We start from the raw sequence: 16,365 nt of genomic DNA on the forward strand, positions 1-16,365 counted from the left end.
GGCCCGGCGGGGGGGGGGGGGGGGGGGGGTGGGGGTGGGGGGGGGGGGGGGGGGGGGGGGGGGCCGCCCCCCCCCCCCCCCCCCCCCCCCCCCCCACGTCACCGATCCCCGGGTCAGCTGTTGCTGGTGCCCCAGTCGTCCGGTCCGCTGCCGTTCGTGCCGCGTTCACGCAGTGAGCGCACACGGTCGGCGACCGAGTCGGGCATGTGGTCACCCACCTTGGACCCCACCGCGTGAAGGGCCTTCCCGGCGATCTCGCGGCCCTGGTGGGCGGCGGTCTCGGCGGTGTTGCGCACGGCAGGGTTCTGCGCGACCTGCCGGGCGGATTTCTTCAACTGCTCGTAACGCTCGCGCCCGGCCCGTGTGCCCAGCACATAGCCCAGGACCAGCCCGGCGACGAACGTGAGCCGATAGCGCATGGCGGCCATCCTTCCCTTGCGTCTGCGTCGTCCCTTGCGTGGGCGCCGGTGTCGGGGAGTACCGGTTGGCGGAGCACCCCCCTGCTTGCGCTAATGTATGTGTCGCAGCGAGCGAGCGCCCCCTGGCGGTTACCCGGGGAGGTACGTTCGATGCAACGAGGCATTCCTCCGTAGCTCAATTGGCAGAGCAGCCGGCTGTTAACCGGCAGGTTACTGGTTCGAGTCCAGTCGGGGGAGCTCGGTCCTCCGTAGCTCAATTGGCAGAGCAGCCGGCTGTTAACCGGCAGGTTACTGGTTCGAGTCCAGTCGGGGGAGCATGCTGAACGAGGACCCTTCGGGGTCCTTTTTCATGTCCGGGGGAACCGCCGCGTCCGCGGCGAAGTCCTCAAGGTCATGAAGGGCCGCCGCAAGACGACCATCCGAAGCAGGAGATCGTATGAGCGGCTATGCTGCGGCAGACGGCGCGCACACATGTACGCGACGCGCCGTGACGGGGCGGTAGCTCAGCCGGTTAGAGCAGCGGACTCATAATCCGTCGGCCGTGGGTTCGAGTCCCACCCGCCCCACCAGTCGCAGGTGGATGCAGGACCGTTTCTACCTGCAGAAGCGTGAGAACGAGGGTCGCCACTCCAGAGTGGCGGCCCTCGTTCATTCGATCAGACCAAGATCCAGTGGACACGTAGTGGACGCAGTCCGGGCGACATATGGGTCATGGTCCACACTGTGCCGCTTCAGTCGGTTGGGTGTGGCGTGAACGGTGTCGTCCTGTCTTGGCAGGGGGACCGTTCCTCTGGGCGCGCCACGTTCCTCGTTTGTTGGTGATGTACCATGGTCTTGTACATCACGTACTTCAGGGTGGTGGCGGAGATGTCTGTGACGCAGATCGACCTGGACGATGAGGCACTCGCCGAAGCCATGCGTCTCATGGGCACCACTACGAAGAAGGACACGGTCAACGCGGCTCTCCGGGACTACGTGGCGCGTCTCAAGCGGCTTGAGGCGGCCGAGAAGCTGGCTGCGCGTGGCGAGCGGGGTGAGTTCGAGGCTGCGGCGGCCGCGCATGACGCTGCCAAGCGCGCACGGCAGTCAGCCTTCGAGTGATCACGTATCTGCTCGACGCCTCTGCCCTGTGGCATCTGTTCCACACTCCAGGGGCGATCCGCCCGTGGGAAGGGCACATTGCCGCGGGCGTGTTCCATATCTGTGAGCCCACGAGGACGGAGTTCCTCTACTCCGCCACAGGCCCGGCTCACCGCGACGAGCTTGCCGAGGAGTTGGATGCGCTGTGTCGGCTCTCGCCCGTGCCGAAGAACGCATGGCGCTGGGTGGACACCGCGCAGTACAAACTCACGCAGCGGGGGCAGCATCGCTCCGCGGGGGCAATTGATCTCCTGGTGTGTGCCACTGCAGTACACCACGGTCACACGGTGCTCCATGTGGACAACGACTTCACCACTGTGGCGGCGGTCCTGAAGGAAGTGCAGCAGCGGGACGCGCGCGCCTGATGCCGGCGACCGCTGTGACAGAGCCCCACCGGCCACCACAGTGCGAGATCGTGCTCATGCGGACGCCCCTTCGCGCGGTGCCTCGCACCCCCTGGTCCGCCGCCCGGACGTTATGCCGGGGGCATCACTCCGTGGATCCGCGACAGGGTGAAGACCCGCTCCGCATTGCGTAGATGACACCAGGTGTACAGATACGGAGGGTCGAGGTCCAGGCCGCTGACGGTGCGGATCGTGCGGCTGCCCGTGGTGGCGACGTACTCGATGGTGATCGCCGTGCCGTCGTCGACGGCGTGGGCGCGTTGACGGACATCGGCGTGGGAGAGCTGGGTCGCAGACGCGTTCGGTCTCGACCCAGTCATCTCCCGCGCGCCGGTGGCTCACGGGTCAGCGGGCGTCGCCCACATCCACCACCCGCTGGAACTGGCCATGCGCCGCGCGGAGGCAGCCCGCCGCCATGTAGGCGTGGCCCAGGCGGGTGCGGATGTCCATTTCCAGCCAGTCGTGGCCGGGTGCGGGAACGCGGGACAGCAACTCGAACCGCTGGAGGGCGAGTCCGTGGAAGGCTATGGCCGCCAGCAGGTCTCCCTCGGCTTGTTCGACCGTACCGAGGCGGGTCAGGCTGCGGGCGCAGAAGAACAGGTCCCCGGACTGCTCGGCGAGGTGGAGCGCCTGGCGTAACAGGGCCTTCGCCTCGCCGTGCCGACCGAGCCGGAGGTGGCCGTCGGCGGCGATGCTCAGGATCCTGCCGAGCTGGTGCGGCCTGCCGAGCGCCTCGGCGTGGACACGGGCTTCGGCGTAGTGGGCCAGCGCCTCTTCGTCCCGTCCCGCGTACTGGTGGGCGCGGCCCAGAATGAGCAGGGACATGCAGCTGAACCAGTGGTCGTTCCTGGGGCCGGACACGTCCAGTGCCGCGGTGACGTGGACGATCGCCAGGTCGCCCTCGCCCGCACTCACGTCGACGGCTCCCAGTCCGGCGAGCGCCCGGGACTCATTGAGCCGGTCGTCGCGGCTCCGGCTGAGGTGCAGTCCCTCGGTGAACAGGGCACGCGACTGCGCATACCGGCGCTGGTACACGGCGGTGTAGGCCAGGCAGCCCCTGAGCGACGTGGCCATCCGGTCGTCGGTGCTCTCCGTCACGCGCGCCAGCGCGATCTCCAGCGCCGCCTGCGACTCGTGATAGCGGCCCTGCCGGGTGAAGTAGTCGCACAGGGCCTCCGCGATCCAGCAGGCGAAGTCGATCTCGCCGTAGGCGACCGCGTTCCCGACGACATCGGGGAGTTCGCCGCCTGCCGCGTCCAGCCAGGCCTCCGCGTCCCGCCAGTCCTCGAACAGTGCCTCGGCGGGCCGGGGTCCGGTGGGGAAACTCACCGCGCCCCAGTCACTGGCGGTCCGCGCCGCGTCGAGGACCACTCGCAGCGCCGCGCGGCGCGCGGCGGCCGCCTCCTCCGGTACCCCTTCCGCGACCCGGCGGGCGAACACCCGCACCAGGTCGTGCAGCCGGTAGCGGCCCGGCCGTGGCTCCTGGAGCAGGCTCACATCGACCAGGCTCGCCAGGATCCGCTCGGTCGCGCGGGCCGGCAGGCCGAGCATGGCCGCAGGCATCAGCGCGTCGAACTCGACGGTCGGCACCAACCCCAGGTTGCGGAAGGCGCGTTGCTGCGAAGGGGTCAGATGCTGGTCGTACGACAGCAGAAAATTGGCCTCCACACTGCGCTTCCCGGCGGTCAGTTCCTCCATGCGTCCCTCGTCGCCCGCCATCCGGTCCACCTGCCCCCGCACCGGCCAGCTCCGTCGGTTCTGCAGCCGCGACCCGGCGATGCGCAGCGCCAGCGGCAGGCCGTCGCAGAGTTCGGCCAGTCGGTTCACGGCCTCCAGGTCGTCGTTCGCGCGCTCCGCGCCGATGAGATGGGTGAGCAGGGCAACCGCGTCCGCGCTGGTCAGGGGCTCCAGGGTGATCCGGCGATCGGCGTCGAGTTCGGTGAGCCGACGCCGGCTTCCCACCAGCACCCTGCTGCCGGCCCCGGCCGGAAGCAACGGCCGTACCTGATCGGCGTCCAGGGCGTCGTCCAGGACCAGTAGCAGCCGTAACCCGCTCGTCGCGGTCCGCCAGGCGGCGGTGAGTTCGTCGAGGTCGGCCGGCAGCTCGCCTTTGGCCGCGCCGAGCGAGCGCAGCAGGCGGTGCAGGGCCTGCTCCGGGGACTGCCGCCGCTGGGTGCTGTGGGCGCGCAGGTCGACGAAGAGGCAGCCGTCCGGGTACTCGGTGCAGATTTCGCGGGCCGCGCGGACGACGAGGGCGCTCTTGCCGACACCGGCCGGGCCGTCCACGGTCAGGACGGCCACCGACTCCGGCGGAAAAGGCTCCGTGAGCAGCCGTAGTGCATCCTTGCGGCCGATCAAATACCCGGCGTCGCCCGGCAATTGGTTGACAGTACGGCGGGCGTGGGGCGGTTGCTCGACGGCGGGCCGGGGGTGGGGTGGGTGGTCGGCGGTGCGGTGAGCGTGGGGCAGCTCGTCGGCGGCACGGCCGGCGTGGGACCCTTCGTCGGCGGCGGCTCGGACACGCGGCAGCAACCCGGCGTCCCGGCGCAGCACGGCCAGGTGCACCCCGGCCAGTTCCGGCCCGGGATCCACCCCCAGCTCCTCCTCCAGGCGCCCGCGCATCTCCTCGAAGACGCGCAGCGCCTCGCCCTGGCGTCCGCTGCCGTACAGGGCACGCATGCGGTAGGCAGCCAGCGACTCATCGAGCAGATCGGCGGTGGAGGGGGCGGCGAAGTCGTCCAGCGCGTCCGCGTACCGGCCGAGCAGCATCAGGCACTCCAGGCGGGCGAGCCTGAGCTCCCGCCGGCGCTTGGCCAGCCGGTCCCGCTCGGCATCGGCGAACGGACCGGGCAGGCCGGCCAGCGGCTCGCCCCGGAACAGGGCCAGCGCGGCGGCCAGTTGGCCCGCGGCGGTGGCCGGGTCGCCGTTCATCTTGGTGCGCAGCGCCTCTACGGCCCGTTCCTCCAGGTCCGTCACATCGAGTACGGCCGTGCCGGCGACGAAGCCGTACCAACCCTGTCCGCTGCGGATCACCGATTCGGCGGGCGGCGTGTTCTCGGGGTCGAGCCTGCTGCGCAGTTGCTTGACGTAGATGGCCAGCAAATTGCGCCCGGACAAGGGTGCTTCCGTGCCCCACACCGCGTCGAGCAGCCGCTCGTGGCCGGCCCTGCCCCATCGGCCGAGCAGCAGAGCGGCCAGGAGGGCCTGCGCCTTGACCGATCCCAACTCCAGGAGTGTGCCGTCCCGCCAGGCCCGCAACGGCCCGAGCAGTTCGATCCGCAGCCGCTGAGGAGCTTCGCCGTCCACCACCCCAGAACCCCCGCCCCGCGCACCAGCGGCGCTTCATCGCCAGTACATCGCCGCCTGCCATGGTCGCAGACCTGACAGTGTGCCGCCGCGAATCGCGGGGAACGAAGGGAGTCCTGGTGACCGAAGTGGAGTTGGTGGCCGCCGCCCTGGCCGCGGGAGCCTCGGCGGGGCTCACGGACGCGGCACGCGAAGCCGTCCGCGATCTGTACGCCCGGCTGCGCGACCGGCTGGCCGGTAAGGGGGATTACGGCGTACGCGTCCTGGACGCGCATGAGTCGGACCCGGACGCGTGGGGGAGACGGCTGACCGAGGTGCTCACCGGCATGGGGTTGGAGCGGGACGAGGAGATCCTCGCCGCCTCCCGCCGCGTCCTGCTCGGCGTGGAACGCCGGTCCGGGGCCGTCGTCGTGGACGCGCGCGGCGCCCGGGGGGTGCTGAACGGCAACCACAGCACTCAGAACAACACGTTCAACTGACGGTACTCATCCATGCCCTCGCAGTTCGATGTGAACGCCTCCGGCGCCCAGGGCGTGCTGAACGGCGACAACAACACCCAGAACAACCAGTGGATCGTGGTCGGCGCCCGGACCCTGCTGACCGTGGTGCTGGTGACGGCCGTCGCCGCCGTGGGGACGCTCGTGTTCGCGGTGTACGACAAGGACGCGCGGTCGAAGGCGTCGCCGTCCGAGACGCCCTTCTCGCAGGCGTCGTCGTCCTGGAAGCCGGAGTCCGCCCCGACCACCGACTCCCCGGCCCCCTCCGAGCAGAAATCCGAAGCGACCCCCGAGGACAGCGAAGAACCCGTCTCCGAGTCGCCGAGCCCCACGGCCTTCGACGTCACGACGCTCGACGACGAGGCCACCGACGGCACCCCGGCCACCCCCTCGGCACTGCTCGCGGCCTCTTTCACGGACTCCAAAGGCGTGAAATACACGCGCCGCAGCCAGGGTGTGCACTCCTGCGCCCAGGCGGGCCGCAGCGCCGAAGTGCGTGCCACGCTCGCGCGCCTGGGCTGCTCGGGCGGTGACATCGTCACCGGTTCGTACATCGACGCGGGTGGGAACATCATGGTCTCGGCGGTGGTTGTCCCGTTCGCCGACAAGGGCACCGCCGGCAGTGCCTATCAGCAGTTCAAGAACACCCCCACCGGGGACTGGTCCTACTGGTGCCCGCTGGAGGGCACCGGCTCCGCGGTCTGCCGCGACTCCGATGCGCTCCAGGCGACCCAGTTCGGCTACACGAGCTGGAAACACCGGTACCTGATCCGCACGGTGGCCCTCTACATCGACCTGCGGCAGGACAACGGCGTCCTGCCCTGGCTGGTGGCGGCGTCCAACCAGGGTTGCGTGTCGGCGGGACCGGACAACTACCCGGCAAATCGGTGACGTGTCGTCAAGTCGACGATGGCCCCTTTACGCTGTTCAGCGGGACGCAAGGTGCGGTGTCCTCATGGTCCGGTGCGCCGCTCCGCGGGGGCCATGGTCGACGCCCGGGACGCCGCTGCCTGCCCGATCACGGACGGGGCCGGGCCCCTCTTCGGCGGGGCGGGCCGTCGGTCACCCCGGGTTCGGTGAATCTGCACCGCGAATGCGCAACTGCGGCACGAGATGCGAGGGACCTCCACGGCGGGCTGCCGGAGCGCGTTCCATTGGTGCGGAATGTCTTGTTCCGCATCACTGGGGCAACGCCGGTCCCGTGCCGACTCAGTGCAGCGTGTGGAGAAACCGCCCCGAATTCGTGTGCGCGCCTTTACGGATGCGTGGCCTGAGCGGTCAACCGCCCTGGTGCAAGCGCCGGTTGATTGGATAGCCGACGCACTCCGTGCTTTGATCTCTGGCGCCGCGGGGTCGTGCGAAGGGTGGCCGGTAACGGATGCCGCACGCCCGCGGTCGCGGCCCGCCACTGTCCCCAGCGGGACGCTCCCCTTGTGGAACACACATGCGAAGGGAAGTTCGATCATGAACTCCGCTCCCCAGGTTCACACCGCCGAGCTGTCCGACGCCGAGCTCGACAACGTCTCCGGCGGCCTGGCCCCGCACGCCAGCGCGGCCGTCGGTCCGACGACCGTCAGCGACGCGGACGTCCTGGCTCAGGTCGGCACCGTCGAGGGCGTTGCCCTGGGCACCGTCGGCACCCTCGGCGCCTACCACCAGGCCGGCGTCAACGTCTCCTTCTGATCGCCGGCTCGAAGGCGGCCGTCCGCCCCGCGCTCCTCGCGCGGGCGGGCGGCCTCTTCTTGTCGTGCTGCGACCGGCTCACGCCGGGTAGGGGGCGGCTTCGCGTGCCGTCCGAAGTGCACCCGCCCACCAGGTGAGTTGGTCCAGCAACGTCTTGGCGTACCCGGGGGCCTCGGGGTCGAGAGGCTGACCGTCCCGCCACGCCGTGAAGTAGTTCGGGAAGGCGAGGCCGTCGCGGATCGTCACCGCGTGCAACTCGGTCAGAACGTTCTCCAGATGCAGTACGGCATGCCGGCCACCTGCCGCGCCGCCGTAGCTCACGAACGCGACCGGCTTGGCGGTCCAGTGTGTGAAATGCCAGTCGATGGCCGCCTTCAGCGAGGCCGGATAGCTGTGGTTGTACTCCGGCGTGACGATGACGAACGCGTCCGCGCCCTCGAGTGCCGACGTCAGGGGCTCCATCCCGGCCGGACGGGGGTAGTCGTCGCCCGCGAACTTCGGCGGCATGGCGGGCAGGGCCAACGGGACCTCGACGTCCGCCAGATCGATGACCTCGACGTCGAATCCCCCGTGCGCACGGGCCTGATCGGCGACCCATGAAGCCACCACGGGACCGAACCGGCCCTCCCGGACGCTGCCAACGATGATGACCAGCTTGTGCGTGTTCTCCATGCCCACCACCATCGGCCGCCGCGGCGAGCCCAACCAGGCCGGGCTCAGGCTGGCCCCCGCAGGGCCACCCTCAGCACTCCACGACCGGCGAGACGTCACCGTATGCTCACGGCATGGGTACACCGTTGGGTGACTTCGTCCGGGCCAAGCGCGACAGTATCCAGCCGGACGAGTTGGGCATACCGGATCACGGCCGTCGCCGTTCACCCGGTCTGCGACGTACGGACGTGGCCGCGCGGGCCGGCATCAGCGTCGAGTACCTGACCCGTATCGAGCAGGGCCGCGACCGAAACCCCTCCGTGGCGGTGGTGAACGCGCTCGCGGACGCCCTCAGTCTCGACCCCGCGGAGCGCAACCACCTGCGCTACCTCGCGAAGATCAGCGGCGGTGAGTGTGTCGCCCACACCCGGCCGGCGCCGCCTCGGCGCGAGGTGCGGCCGTCCGTGCTGGAGACCCTGCGCCTCCTCGAGCCGGGGATCGCGCTGGTGACGAACCGTCTGGGCGACGTCCTCGCCCACACCGACGGCTACGCGTGGCTGATGGACGGAACCGGGTTGCTGGAGACCGGCGCACCCAACCTCACCCGCTATGTGTTCACCGACCCCCGTGCCCGCACCTTCTTCGCCGACTGGGACGACATCGCGGACCAGCAGGCCTTCGACCTGTGGCTCGGGCCCTCCGTCGAGAACTCCGAGTGGTTCACCGCGGAACTCGCGCCCCTCGCCGGTCCCGACTTCACACGGCGCTTGAACCGGCACATGGTCCCGAAGCGCGGTGTGCTCCGACTGAACCACCCCACAGCACAGGAGCTCCGGTTCCACCGGGAGACGCTCGAACTCTCCGCGGACGCGCAGCAACTGGTCGTTCACCTGCCCGCGGACGAGGAGACCGCCCGGAGCGTCGATCAGCTCCGCCACGAGTCCTTCGGCCACCGGTCCTACGGCAGGCTCCGCGCCGTCACCTGACACTCCGCCGTCGCCCGGGTGCGAAGGGACCGGGTCCGGGGCGGCGACCGGGTCCGGGGCGGCGGCTGTATCGCCGCTGCCCCGAACCGGCCCTGGGCCTACTGCCCAGTCGCTACTGCCTACTGCCTACTGCCTACTGACTACCGCTCGCCGAGCATCTTCTTCATCTCGGTGATCTCGGCGGACTGCGAGGTGACGATCGACTTCGCCATCGTCTGCGCGGGACCGTAGGCGCCCTTGGCCCCCTCGGTCCTGGCCATGGCGATCGCGCCCTCGTGGTGGCCGATCATCATCTGGAGGAAGGCCTTGTCGAAGGCGTCACCCGACAGGCCCTGAAGCTTCTTCATGTCCCCGTCCGACATCATGCCGGGCATCGACGAGCCGGAGTGGTCCATGCCCGGCATGCTCTCCATGCCGGACCCGCTGTCGTCGGGCACCTTCTCGCCCCACGCCTTCAGCCAGCCCGACATGGTGGCGATCTCCGGGTCCTGTGCCTTCCGGATCCTCGCGGCGAGGTCCTTGACGTCCTGGGAGGCGGCTCGCGAGGGGGCCAGGCCGGCCATGGCCACGGCCTGGCGGTGGTGCGGGATCATCTCCTGCGCGAACGTCACGTCCTGCGCGTTGTGGCCGCCCTGCGCTGCGGAGGCGGCGCCCGAGGGGGCGGCCGGGGACATCGACCCCATGCCGTGGCCGGCGTGCCCCGAGGGGGCGGAGGACGAGGAGGAGGGCGAGGAGGGGGAGTCGCTGCCGCCGCAGGCGGTCAGCACCACCGCGGCGGTCGCGGCCGCGAGCAGCGCGGCGGTACGGCGGATCGGGGAACGGCGAAATGCCATGAGAAGTACAGCTCCTTGGAAGACCCGCGCAGACGCGCGGGAAGAACGGATCGTGAGACGGCCTGGAGCACGCCACCCCGGAGGGGAGGTGTCGTGCGGGCGCCTCTAGATCCGCAGAAGCTGTAGTTCGGACAGGTCGGGCGGAGCCCGGCCGTCGGCCGTCCGTGCGACCGGGTGACCGGAGAACGCCGCGGCGCACTCCCCGGGGACCGTGAGCGCGGGCAGCAGGGCGGGCGGGACGTAGGAGGCGGCGGTGCCACCGGCCGCGCAGGTGCCGCCGGAGTGGTCCATGGCCATCCCGCCGTGTCCGACGTTCGACAGATGGCGGCACGCGCAGTCGTCCGCGTGAGCGGGTGCGGCTGCGGCCTCATGCCCTGCCGTACCCGGCGCCCCCACCATGACGTGCTGCCCCGCCGACGGCGTGCCGGACGGCGACAGCGCGTGCATGGCCAGCACCCCGGCCAGCACCGCCATCACCAGCAGCACCCAGCGGGCACGGCTCGGCGAGGAGCGGGTGCACACGCCGGACGTCATGGCGTCCATCGTACGGACGCCGCCCGCCGCTCCCCGCGCAGCCCCCGGACGCCGCCCGCCGCTCCCTGCGGAGACCACCCGGACGCCATCCGGCCGCCACCGGAGGTTCAGGCCGCCAGCGGATCCAGCGTCAGAGGCTGGATCCTGCCCTCCAGCATCGCGCCCAGGCCCTGCACCGCGCAGATGTCGGGCCGTTCGGCGATGTGCACGGGCATGCCGGTCGCCTGGCGCAGCATGTCGTCGAGCCCCGGCAGCAGCGCACTGCCACCGACCATCATGATCCCGCGGTCGGCGAGGTCGGCCACCAGATCGGGCGGGCAGTCCCGCAGCACCTTGCCGATACCGTCGAGGACGGCGGTCAGCGGGGTCTGGATGGCGTTCCGCACGGCGGCCGTGTCGACCTTCACCGAGCGCGCGAGCCCGGTCGCCACGTCCCGCCCCATGATCTCGGTGGAGGCGGGCCCGTCCGAGGTGAACCCGCCCGCGCACAGGGCGAGCCGCAGCGGCCGTACGGACTGGCTCGGCAGCATCAAGGCGTGCTCGTGCCGCAGGTGTTGCACTATGGCGTGATCGACGGCCTCGCCGCCCACCGGGATGCGCTCGGCGGTCACGATGTTCCCCAGCGACAGCACCGCGATCTGCGTGGCGGCGGCCCCGCACACCATGATCATGGAGGCTTCGGGCTGCTCGACGGGCAGTCCGCACCCCACGGCCGCCGCCACGAGCGTGTCCACCAGCTCCACCCTGCGCGCCCCCAGCCCGACCAGCGTCTCGACGGCAGCGCGCTGGGCCAGCGGGTCCGCGTCGTGCGGGGTGCAGGCGGCGGCCCGCAGCCGGGGCTTGCGGCGCAGGCTGCGGCGGAGCTTCTCGCCGAGCAGATGGCGGAGCATGCGCTGGGCCATCTCGATGTCGACGACGGTGCCGCCGGAGACGGGTCGTACGACGCGGATGTACGAGGGCGTGCGGCCCGTCATCTTCTCGGCGAACTCACCGACCGCGATCAGCGCACCCGTGCGGGTGTTCACGGCCGCCGCACTGGGCTGGTCCACCACCAGACCCGCGCCCTTGACGTAGACGCGGGTCCTCGCCGCGCCCAGGTCGACGGCGAAGTGGCAGCGGCGCAGCTGGTCCAGGCTGACGGTCATGGCGGTACCTCCCGAGAACGGACCGCGGGCGGGCCGCCGGGCGGCGGGCCTCTTCTCCGCATCCTCTGCCGTGACGCGGGCCGGCGCCCCTCGGGGTGGGCCGGGCGGGTGGTCCTGGGCGCGTCGCGCAGGGGAACCTTGTCCGGGGTCCGCTCGTTACGTAGCGGCGCCGGCGATCCCCCGTACCACTCCCAGGTCGACCAGGTCCTGGGGCCGGACCCGGAGCTGGTCCGCCGTCTTGCGCACCTGCTCCGGCGGGCGCTTGAGTATCGCGGCGGCGAGCTCCGGGGCGATGACGGAGAAGTAGCTGTCCGGCGTGACCCACGTGTTGCCGGGCGCGGCGAGCGCGAGGGCGCCGCCCGAGCCGCCCTCGCCGATGACCAGCGTGGTGATCGGTGTACGGGCGGTGGCGACCGCGGCGAACAGGTCCGCGATCGCGGCGCCCGCCCCCTGCCGTTCGGCCTCGGCGTCGTTGGCGGCGCCCGGTGTGTCCACCAGCGTCAGCACCGGCAGGGACAGCCGGTCCGCCAGCCGGATCAGCCGGGCGGCCGTACGGTATCCGGCGGGCCGGGTCGCCGCGCCGGTCTGGGCGGCGTAGGCGACGGTCCGGCCGTCGTGGGTGCCGAAGCCGCACAGCATGCCGTCCGGGTCGGTGCCGCCGCACCGGTCGCCGCTGATGGCCGCCCGGCGGGTGAAGTAGGCGTCCAGGTAGGCGTGCGCGCGGGGGCGCTCCGGGGCACGGGCGCGCCGCACCGCGTCCCAGCCGGTGGCCGGGAGGTCCGCCCGGCCGAGCGCGCCGGGCACGGGCGCCGGATCGGGCTCGGTGGAGGACGCCGTCAGCAGCGCCAGCCACCGGCCCAGCGTCTCGCGCAGCTCTCCGGGCCGTACGACCGCGTCGACGGTGCCCGCCGCGAGCTGCGCCCGAGCGGTGTACGCCGCCGGGTCGACGTCCGGTGGGCGCACCCGGGAGCCCGCGAAGCCGACCTGGGCGCCCGGCAGGGCCAGCACCACGTCGGCGCCCGCGCCCAGCGTGGCCCAGCCGCCGCCCGTCGTCGGGTCCCGCAACACCGCGAGCTGGGGCAGGCCGGCCGCGCGGGTGAGCGCGGACTGGCGGGACACGCGCTGCAACTGGGTCAGCGCGAGCATTCCCTCCTGCATCCGGCTGCCGCCCGTCGCGACCAGCGAGACCACCGGCAGCCGCCGCTCACGGGCGTGGACGTGGGCAGCTTCCAGCCGGTCCCCGGTGCGTTCGCCCAGGGAGCCGCCGAGGAAGCCGAACTCGAACGCGATCAGCACGACCGGGGTGCCGCCGACGGTGGCGTGCCCGCAGACGACGGACTCCTCCTCGCCGGTGCGCGCGGCGGCGCGGGCGCGGGAGGCGTCGTAGCCGGGCCAGGCCAACGGACCGTCCGGCTGCCCGTCGCGCGCGGGAGAGGGGAGTTCCGCGAAGTCGTCGGTGAGCAGGGCGAGGGCGTCCCGGGCGGACAGGCGCTCAGGCATCCCGCAGGGCCCGCTTCAGGATCTTCCCCATGTCGTTGCGGGGCAGGGCGTCCAGGTACCGCACCACGCGCGGACGCTTGTGCGGGGCGAGCCGGCGGGCCACGTGGTCGGCCAGCTCGTCGGCACCGGGCGGCGCCGCGGGGTCCGTGGGCACCACCCAGGCGACGATCCGCTCGCCCAGGTCGTCGTCGGGCTCCCCGGCGACGGCGGCCTCCCGGACACCCGGGTGCTCGAGAAGCGCGTTCTCGATCTCCCCGGCCCCGATCTTGTAGCCGCCGCTCTTGATGAGATCGGTCGCCTTGCGCCCCACGATCCGCACGTACCCGTCGGGTTCGCGCACCGCCATGTCCCCGGTGCGGAACCAGCCGTCCGGGCTGAACGCGGCGGCGGTGGCGTCGGGCCGGTTGAGGTACTCGGTGAACAGGTTCGGCCCGCGCACCTGGATCTCCCCGACGCTCTCCCCGTCGCAGGCGGCGATGACGGATCCGTCCTCCTCGACGAGCCGCAACTCCACACCCGGCAGCGGAACCCCCACCGTCCCCGCGCGCGCCTCCCCGTCCACCCGCACGCTGGTGTTCATCAGCGTCTCGGTCATGCCGTAGCGCTCGACGACCCTGCGGCCGGTCGCGGTGGCGATCCGCTCGTGGTCGTGCACCGGCAGCGCGGCGGACCCGGAGACCAGCAGCCTGGCCCCGGCGAGCGCCTTGGCCAGCTCGGGGTCGGCGGGCAGGGCCTCGGCGATGCGGTGGTACATCGTCGGCACACCGAACAGCATGGTCGCGCCCTCGCCGAGCTCCCGCGCCACACCGTCCGTACTGAACCGTCCCAGGTGCCGCACGGACCCGCCGCGCCGCAGCGGCCCGAGGATGCCGAGGACCAGCCCGTGCACATGGAACAACGGCAGCCCGTGCACGAGCACGTCGTCGCCGGTCCACTGCCAGGCGTCCGCGAGCGCGTCGAGGGTGGTGGCGACGGCACGGCGGGGGATGACGGCGCCCTTGGGCGGGCCGGTGGTGCCGGAGGTGTAGACGACGAGGGCGGGATCCTCCTCGCCGGCCTCGTCCTCCGGGAGAGTCCCGGAGCCGCGCACATCGACGTCGAGGCGCTCCAGTGCGCCGACCGGGCCGGGCAGTTCGACGCCCGGCCCGGCGAGCACCAGCGACGGCGCGCTGTCCGCCAGGATGTGCCCGAGCTCACGCTCCCCGGACTTCGGGTTGAGCGGGACGAAGGGCACACCGGCACTCAGCGCGGCGACCGCGGCGACGGCGGTCTCCAGGGAGGGCGTGGCCCACACGGCCACCCTCCCCGATCCGCCGAGCCGCCCGGCGAGCGCACCCGCCGCCGAGGCCAGCTCCGCATAGGTCAGACCCCGCTCCCCGAACCGCAGGGCGGGCCGCCGCCCGGCCGAGGGGTCGGACAGTGTCGGAAAGAGTGAGGACACGCGGACACTCCTTGCGTCGAGGCGGAAAGGCGGACGTGCGGACGGGACCCACGGACCCATCGTGCCGCACAGCCCCGCCCGCCATGCGGCCTCCACCTCCTCCGCCGGCGAACGCCCGGATCGTCAGCGTCTCCACGCCGCACCCCGCCCTTCCGGCGTTCCTCGTCCGTTGCGCCACCGATGCCGGGGCCTCACCAAATGAAGGTCAACGGCCCGTGCCCGGTTCCACGCCCTGTTGTTAGCCTGCGCGGAGAACCGTCGCGGAGCATTCGTCCTACGAACAGGAGCCCAGCCGTGGCCCGAGTCGCACTCGTCACCTGCCGCCCCGGGCCGGAGGTCAGTCTCGACCGTGACCTCCCGGTGCTCGTACGGGAGTTGCGGGCGGCGGGGGCCGAGGCCGACGCCGTGTACTGGGACGACACGGACGTCGACTGGGCGGGATACGACCTGGCCGTGATCCGGTCCACGTGGGACTACAGCTGGCGGGCGGCGGAGTTCACCGCCTGGGCGGAGCGGTGCGGGAAGGCCACGCGGCTGGCCAATCCCGCGGACGTCGTGCGCTGGAACACCGACAAGCGGTACCTCGGGGACCTGGCCGCGGCGGGCGTCCCCACCGTCCCCACGCGGTACATCGCCCCCGGCGACCCCGCCGACCTGCCCGGCGACCACGAATACGTCATCAAGCCCACCTCGGGCGCGGGCGCCCGGTTCGCCGCCCGGTACACGCCCGGGGAGCACGACACAGCCGTACGGCAGCTCGCCCGTCTGCACGACGAGGGGCTCACGGCGATGGTGCAGCCCTATGTGAAGGGCATCGACGTGAGCGGGGAGCGTGCGGTGCAGTTCTTCGGCGGGCGGCTGCTGCACGCCAGCCGGAAGGGCGCCGTCCTGGCGCCCGGCACCCCGTACGACGAGAAGAAGGTGGCCCACCCCGGCCTGGAGCCCTGGACCCCGACGACGGCCGAACTCGCCACCGCCGAGCGCGCCCTGGCCGCCGTACCGGGCACGGCCGACCTCCTCTACGCCCGCGTCGACCTGGTGGACGGGGCGGACGGGCAGCCGTGCGTGATGGAGCTGGAGCTCGTCGAGCCGAACCTGTTCCTCGACCTCCACACCGGGTCCCTGCCCGTGGTTGTGGACGCGATCCTCAGCGCTGCCCGCTGACACCCACCCGCTGCAACAGCCCCCAGGTGAACTCCGCGGCGACCTGGTGGCGTACGCCCCGCGCGTCCGGCGCCGTGAAGGCCAGGCCCCAGCGGGTCGGGGCCGTGCCCTCCAAGGGGCGGGCGGGGGCGAAGGCGCGGGCCGCCTCGTCGACCGTGCAGGACCAGGGGGCCAGGTCCTCCAGGGTCTTCAGCGGCGGGGACGGCGCGCCCGGTGCCCGTACCAGCCACTCGTTCCACACCACCCCGTTCGGCGCCACCAGGACCTCGAAGCGCAGGTCGGGCCAGAGTGGGACCGGCCACAGCAGGGCGTCGCAGTCCAGGTCGCCGATGCGGCGGGGAGTCGTCGACTCGGGCTCGCCCAGGACCGATCGGTAGCGGGAGAGGGCCGAGCGGGAGCGCGGTGAGCGGACCATCGCCTGCCAGCGCTTGTTGGCCTCGCGCATGTCCGCGATCGAGACGCCCAGCTCGTGGCGGGCGTCCTCCACCAGGTCCGGATTGTGGTCGGCCATGCGGCGCAGCAGGACCAGCTGGAAGTCGCGGGGCGTGAAGGCGGACGGCATGCCCTCCATCCTCGCTGACCACCCGCCGAATCCCGCACCCCGCACGACCATTGCCGCCCCAGCGCACTATGACTAGCCTGTGTTCGTCATGCCGATCGCC

Annotated in this window: 17 protein-coding genes and 3 tRNA genes; 10 read left to right on the forward strand and 10 right to left on the reverse strand. The window is 72.0% G+C overall.

Features of this window, described 5'->3' with window-relative positions:
* Positions 1–113 precede the first annotated feature (113 nt).
* Positions 114–419 (reverse strand): YtxH domain-containing protein, encoded by a 306-nt coding sequence (locus ACFYZE_RS01165; RefSeq protein ID WP_388986654.1) that lies wholly within the window; start codon positions 417–419, stop codon positions 114–116.
* A 164-nt stretch (positions 420–583) separates the two neighbouring features.
* On the opposite strand from ACFYZE_RS01165, the gene ACFYZE_RS01170 reads away from it, so the two are divergent.
* The 5 genes from ACFYZE_RS01170 (at position 584) to ACFYZE_RS01190 (ending at position 1,924) form a co-directional block, all read left to right on the forward strand.
* Positions 584–656 (forward strand) — tRNA-Asn (locus ACFYZE_RS01170).
* A 5-nt stretch (positions 657–661) separates the two neighbouring features.
* Positions 662–734, forward strand: a tRNA-Asn gene (locus tag ACFYZE_RS01175).
* 177 nt (positions 735–911) lie between these two features.
* Positions 912–988 (forward strand) — tRNA-Ile (locus tag ACFYZE_RS01180).
* A gap of 298 nt (positions 989–1,286) precedes the next feature.
* Positions 1,287–1,520: a type II toxin-antitoxin system VapB family antitoxin gene (locus ACFYZE_RS01185; protein ID WP_388987904.1), complete on the forward strand. Its 234-nt coding sequence runs from the start codon at positions 1,287–1,289 to the stop codon at positions 1,518–1,520.
* Positions 1,517–1,924: a PIN domain nuclease gene (locus ACFYZE_RS01190; protein WP_388986657.1), complete on the forward strand. Its 408-nt coding sequence runs from the start codon at positions 1,517–1,519 to the stop codon at positions 1,922–1,924. The genes ACFYZE_RS01185 and ACFYZE_RS01190 overlap by 4 nt, the downstream gene beginning before the upstream one ends.
* Before the next feature lie 110 nt (positions 1,925–2,034).
* Here ACFYZE_RS01190 and ACFYZE_RS01195 read toward each other — a convergent pair whose 3' ends face one another.
* Entirely contained in the window at positions 2,035–2,283 is a 249-nt protein-coding gene (locus tag ACFYZE_RS01195) for a WYL domain-containing protein (RefSeq protein ID WP_388986660.1), read from the reverse strand.
* A gap of 25 nt (positions 2,284–2,308) precedes the next feature.
* Positions 2,309–5,269 (reverse strand): BTAD domain-containing putative transcriptional regulator, encoded by a 2,961-nt coding sequence (locus tag ACFYZE_RS01200; protein ID WP_388986663.1) that lies wholly within the window; start codon positions 5,267–5,269, stop codon positions 2,309–2,311.
* A gap of 119 nt (positions 5,270–5,388) precedes the next feature.
* Here ACFYZE_RS01200 and ACFYZE_RS01205 point away from each other — a divergent pair, with 119 nt between their 5' ends.
* The 3 genes from ACFYZE_RS01205 to ACFYZE_RS01215 all read left to right on the forward strand — a co-directional run bounded on the left by ACFYZE_RS01205 (position 5,389) and on the right by ACFYZE_RS01215 (position 7,449).
* A complete protein-coding gene (locus tag ACFYZE_RS01205) occupies positions 5,389–5,748 on the forward strand; it encodes a hypothetical protein (protein ID WP_388986666.1) in 360 nt (119 codons plus the stop codon).
* A 12-nt stretch (positions 5,749–5,760) separates the two neighbouring features.
* Entirely contained in the window at positions 5,761–6,657 is an 897-nt protein-coding gene (locus tag ACFYZE_RS01210) for a hypothetical protein (protein WP_388986669.1), read from the forward strand.
* 573 nt (positions 6,658–7,230) lie between these two features.
* Positions 7,231–7,449 carry a class IIb bacteriocin, lactobin A/cerein 7B family gene (locus tag ACFYZE_RS01215; RefSeq protein WP_200417233.1) on the forward strand — a complete coding sequence of 73 codons (219 nt, stop codon included), beginning with the start codon at positions 7,231–7,233 and terminating at the stop codon, positions 7,447–7,449.
* A 78-nt stretch (positions 7,450–7,527) separates the two neighbouring features.
* Here the strand turns inward: ACFYZE_RS01215 and ACFYZE_RS01220 are convergent, their stop codons facing one another.
* Positions 7,528–8,121 carry an NADPH-dependent FMN reductase gene (locus ACFYZE_RS01220; protein WP_388986672.1) on the reverse strand — a complete coding sequence of 198 codons (594 nt, stop codon included), beginning with the start codon at positions 8,119–8,121 and terminating at the stop codon, positions 7,528–7,530.
* A 113-nt stretch (positions 8,122–8,234) separates the two neighbouring features.
* Here ACFYZE_RS01220 and ACFYZE_RS01225 point away from each other — a divergent pair, with 113 nt between their 5' ends.
* Positions 8,235–9,086, forward strand: a complete 852-nt coding sequence (locus ACFYZE_RS01225) for a helix-turn-helix domain-containing protein (protein ID WP_388986675.1) — start codon at positions 8,235–8,237, stop codon at positions 9,084–9,086.
* A 140-nt stretch (positions 9,087–9,226) separates the two neighbouring features.
* On the opposite strand, the gene ACFYZE_RS01230 is transcribed toward ACFYZE_RS01225, so the two are convergent.
* The 5 genes from ACFYZE_RS01230 to ACFYZE_RS01250 all read right to left on the reverse strand — a co-directional run bounded on the left by ACFYZE_RS01230 (position 9,227) and on the right by ACFYZE_RS01250 (position 14,539).
* Positions 9,227–9,919 (reverse strand): DUF305 domain-containing protein, encoded by a 693-nt coding sequence (locus tag ACFYZE_RS01230; protein ID WP_388986678.1) that lies wholly within the window; start codon positions 9,917–9,919, stop codon positions 9,227–9,229.
* 105 nt (positions 9,920–10,024) lie between these two features.
* Entirely contained in the window at positions 10,025–10,453 is a 429-nt protein-coding gene (locus ACFYZE_RS01235; protein ID WP_388986681.1) for a DUF6153 family protein, read from the reverse strand.
* A gap of 107 nt (positions 10,454–10,560) precedes the next feature.
* Positions 10,561–11,598, reverse strand: a complete 1,038-nt coding sequence (locus tag ACFYZE_RS01240; RefSeq protein ID WP_103838219.1) for a rod shape-determining protein — start codon at positions 11,596–11,598, stop codon at positions 10,561–10,563.
* Between the two features lie 156 nt (positions 11,599–11,754).
* Positions 11,755–13,098, reverse strand: coding sequence for a carboxyl transferase domain-containing protein (locus ACFYZE_RS01245; RefSeq protein ID WP_388986684.1), 1,344 nt, complete (start codon positions 13,096–13,098; stop codon positions 11,755–11,757).
* On the reverse strand, positions 13,091–14,539 hold the full coding sequence (locus tag ACFYZE_RS01250) for an acyl-CoA synthetase (RefSeq protein ID WP_388986687.1): 1,449 nt from the start codon (positions 14,537–14,539) through the stop codon (positions 13,091–13,093). Before ACFYZE_RS01250 ends, ACFYZE_RS01245 begins: the two co-directional genes overlap by 8 nt.
* 294 nt (positions 14,540–14,833) lie before the next feature.
* On the opposite strand from ACFYZE_RS01250, the gene ACFYZE_RS01255 reads away from it, so the two are divergent.
* Entirely contained in the window at positions 14,834–15,703 is an 870-nt protein-coding gene (locus ACFYZE_RS01255; protein WP_388986690.1) for a RimK family alpha-L-glutamate ligase, read from the forward strand.
* Here ACFYZE_RS01255 and ACFYZE_RS01260 read toward each other — a convergent pair.
* Complete coding sequence (locus ACFYZE_RS01260) at positions 15,687–16,274, reverse strand: hypothetical protein (RefSeq protein ID WP_388986692.1); 588 nt, start codon at positions 16,272–16,274, stop codon at positions 15,687–15,689. The genes ACFYZE_RS01255 and ACFYZE_RS01260 overlap by 17 nt on opposite strands.
* Between the last annotated feature and the right edge of the window lie 91 nt (positions 16,275–16,365).

This window comes from Streptomyces sp. NPDC001796 (genome assembly GCF_042892355.1).
Classification (GTDB): domain Bacteria; phylum Actinomycetota; class Actinomycetes; order Streptomycetales; family Streptomycetaceae; genus Streptomyces.